The sequence below is a fragment of the Microbacterium sp. genome, from assembly GCF_029263575.1.
GTDB lineage: Bacteria > Actinomycetota > Actinomycetes > Actinomycetales > Microbacteriaceae > Microbacterium.
The window spans coordinates 1-3,131 of the sequence record NZ_JAJUFV010000232.1; the positions used below are offsets into that span (position 1 = coordinate 1).

Consider the following 3,131-nt stretch of genomic DNA (forward strand, 5'->3'; position numbering starts at 1 on the left):
GGGGGCGCGTCGGACCGCGGACGGTCTATTCCGTCGTCGCTGAGGCGCTCGGGCCCGTCATCGGGGCGGATGCCGTGGGCCCTCACGCCCTGCGGCATTCGGCCGCGACGCATCTGCTCGACGGTGGGGCGGATTTGCGCGCTGTGCAGGAGATCCTCGGGCATGCGAGCTTGGGGACGACGCAGATCTACACGCACGTCTCTGCCGAACGACTCACCGCGACATACAAACTGGCGCACCCACGCGCGTAGTCACTCGCAGCAGGGGAGCAGGATGGCGCGAGGGACCGTTTCGAACAGCACGAGCGGATTGACATAGACATCGTTCCACCGCACGCCGAGGTGCAGATCGCCAGTGCGTGTGTGCCCGCCTGTCGCGACCGTGCCGACCTGCTCGCCACGTGCGACGGCGTCACCGGGCATGAGCATCGAATCCACCGGCTCCAGTGTCGTGACCAGCCCTGAACCGTGCTCGATCGTGATCAACGGCCGGTCGACGACGACGCCGCGAAAGGCGACCACGCCGTCAGCGGGCGTCCGCACGACAGCGCCCACGGACGCCCCGACATCGATGCCGCGGTGCCCAGGGCCGTAGTCGTGCGACGGAGCATGAAAATCCTCCGTGACGTCGCGCGAACCCTCGACCGGCCACACCCAGGATGGCCCGTCGTATTCGACGTCGGTGAGCGGTGAGGCATCCGAGGTCGTGGCAGACGCCGGCGCGCCAGGAATCGCAGGTGAACCAGAGAGAACGAAGAGCAGGAGAGCGAAGAGAGCACTCGGCACAGCGCGCTTCCGCGCGCGGTGAGGGGACGATATCGGGTGCGTGCGCCGGTGCTGTGCGAAAGGCATATCTCCATGCTGAGCTGCCGCGCTCCCGGCCGGTGCGCCGTGAGTCGGAAACGGGGGAGAAGTCGTGTGATCGCGGCGCTGTGCAGTGCGGTGGGAATGCATGGAGATCCTGTACACTGGAGGTCGCACCTCGATCTCGGGGTGACTACGCGTGCCCAGAGCGGCCACCATCGCAATGACGGCGGCTGCGGCATCCTCTCCCTCAGGTCTCGTCCATATGGACGGGTGGGAGCGAGCCGGGCACTAGGACAGCCGGTCATCCGACCGGCGACATAACCTCAAGGGCGCTCTTCGCGCCAGAAACAGGAGAAGACCATGGCTGTGGTCACAATTCGCCAGCTGCTCGACAGCGGCGTGCACTTCGGGCATCAGACACGTCGGTGGAATCCGAAGGTCAAGCGCTTTATCCTCACCGAGCGCAGTGGCATCCACATCATCGACCTGCAGCAGTCGCTGGGCTACATCGACAGTGCGTACGACTTCGTCAAGGAGACGGTTGCCCGCGGCGGCACGATCCTCTTCGTCGGAACGAAGAAGCAGGCTCAGGAGATCCTCGCCGAGCAGGCGACGCGCGTCGGCCAGCCCTTCGTGAACCAGCGCTGGCTGGGCGGCCTCCTCACCAACTTCCAGACGATCTCCAAGCGTCTGGCTCGCATGAAAGAACTCGAAGAGCTCGACTACGAGGTTCCGGCCAACAGCGGCTTCACGAAGAAGGAGCTCCTGCTCAAGAAGCGTGAGCTCGACAAGCTGCACAAGTCGCTCGGCGGTATCCGCAACCTCACCAAGACCCCGTCGGCCCTCTGGGTCATCGACGCCAAGCGCGAGCACCTCGCCATCGACGAGGCCAAGAAGCTGGGCATTCCGGTGATCGGCATCCTCGACACCAACGCCGACCCGGATGACTTCCAGTACCCGATCCCCGGCAACGACGACGCGATCCGTTCAGTCTCGCTGCTGACTCGCATCATCGCCGACGCAGCGGCCGAGGGCCTGCAGCAGAAGCACAACCCGGAATCGGGCGAGGCAGAGCCGCTGGCCGAGTGGGAGAAGGAACTGCTTGAGGCTCCCGCGGAGAATGCCGACGCTCCTGCCGCTGAGGCTGCCGACGCTCCCGCTGAGGCTGCCGACGCTCCCGTTGAGGCTGCCGACGCTCCCGTTGCTGAGGCCGCTGAGGCCGCTGAGGCTCCTGCCGCTGAAGCTGCTGAAGCTCCCGCCGAGGCTGCTGACGCCGCCGACGCCAAGTAATCCGCGTACACCCCATAACGAAGCAAGGAGCCACCACACATGGCCAACTTCACCATCGCTGACATCAAGGCGCTGCGCGAACAGCTCGGCACCGGAATGGTCGACACCAAGAAGGCTCTCGAAGAGGCTGACGGCGACCGCGAAAAGGCCGTCGAGCTGCTTCGCCTCAAGGGGGCGAAGGGCAACGCCAAGCGCGCTGACCGTTCCACCAGTGAGGGTCTTGTCGTCGCCCGCGAGCAGAGCGACAGCGTCACGCTGATCGAGCTGGCCTGCGAGACCGACTTCGTCGCGAAGAACGAGCGTTTCATCGCGCTGGCGGACAAAGTCGCCGACGCGGTCGCAGCGGCCGGAGCGAACTCGGTCGACGAGGCTCTTGCGGCTCCGAGCGGCAGCCAGAGCGTCGCGGATCTGATCTCGGAAGAGGCGGCGATCATCGGCGAGAAGGTCGAGCTGCGTCAGGTCCGCACCGTGGCCGGCGATTCCCGCCAGGTCTACTTGCACCGCACGAGCAAGGATCTGCCTCCGCAGATCGGTGTCGTCGTGGCGTACACGGGCGACGACGCTGACACCGCGCGCAGCATCGCTCAGCACATCTCGTTCGCCAACCCGGCGTATCTGAGCCGCGACGACGTTCCAGCCGATGCGGTCGAGAAGGAACGTGAGATTGTCACCGAGATCTCGCGCAACGAGGGCAAGCCCGAAGCCGCTCTTCCGAAGATCGTCGAGGGCCGCGTCTCCGCGTTCATCAAGCAGGTCGCCCTGCTCGAGCAGGACTACGCCAAGGATAACAAGCTCTCCGTCGCCCAGGTGGCGAAGGACGCCGGTATCACCGTGACGGACTTCGCTCGCTTCAAGGTCGTAGCTTAATTTCGCACAGGTGTTCGGATCCGCAATGATCCGAACCCCTTCTTCATGCCTGAGTGAATTCTCACCGGAAGGCGCTATCTTGAATCGGGACGAGAGGACCTCACACCTATGACTGAACGCACCGGACGCCGCCGCGTCCTTCTCAAGCTCTCCGGCGAAGCCTTCGGA

4 protein-coding genes are annotated in these 3,131 nt (G+C 65.1%); 3 read left to right on the plus strand and 1 reads right to left on the minus strand.

Annotated elements, in window-relative coordinates; all coding sequences use genetic code 11:
- On the plus strand, positions 1-251 hold a 251-nt coding region (locus Q1J95_RS15400; RefSeq protein WP_300269250.1), incomplete at its 5' end, for a tyrosine-type recombinase/integrase.
- On the opposite strand, the gene Q1J95_RS15405 is transcribed toward Q1J95_RS15400, so the two are convergent.
- Positions 252-785, minus strand: coding sequence for a M23 family metallopeptidase (locus tag Q1J95_RS15405; protein WP_300269253.1), 534 nt, complete (start codon positions 783-785; stop codon positions 252-254).
- A gap of 381 nt (positions 786-1,166) precedes the next feature.
- Between Q1J95_RS15405 and rpsB the strand changes: the two genes are divergently transcribed.
- Complete coding sequence (rpsB, locus tag Q1J95_RS15410) at positions 1,167-2,096, plus strand: 30S ribosomal protein S2 (protein WP_300269256.1); 930 nt, start codon at positions 1,167-1,169, stop codon at positions 2,094-2,096.
- Positions 2,097-2,135: 39 nt separating this feature from the next.
- Positions 2,136-2,963: a translation elongation factor Ts gene (gene tsf, locus Q1J95_RS15415; protein WP_300269258.1), complete on the plus strand. Its 828-nt coding sequence runs from the start codon at positions 2,136-2,138 to the stop codon at positions 2,961-2,963.
- The last annotated feature ends 168 nt before the right edge of the window (positions 2,964-3,131 follow it).

Coding starts and splice junctions, on each gene's coding strand:
- tsf (WP_300269258.1), top strand. CDS start 2,136: ATGGCCAACTTCACCATCGCTGACATCAAGGCGCTGCGCGAACAGCTC.
- rpsB (WP_300269256.1), top strand. CDS start 1,167: ATGGCTGTGGTCACAATTCGCCAGCTGCTCGACAGCGGCGTGCACTTC.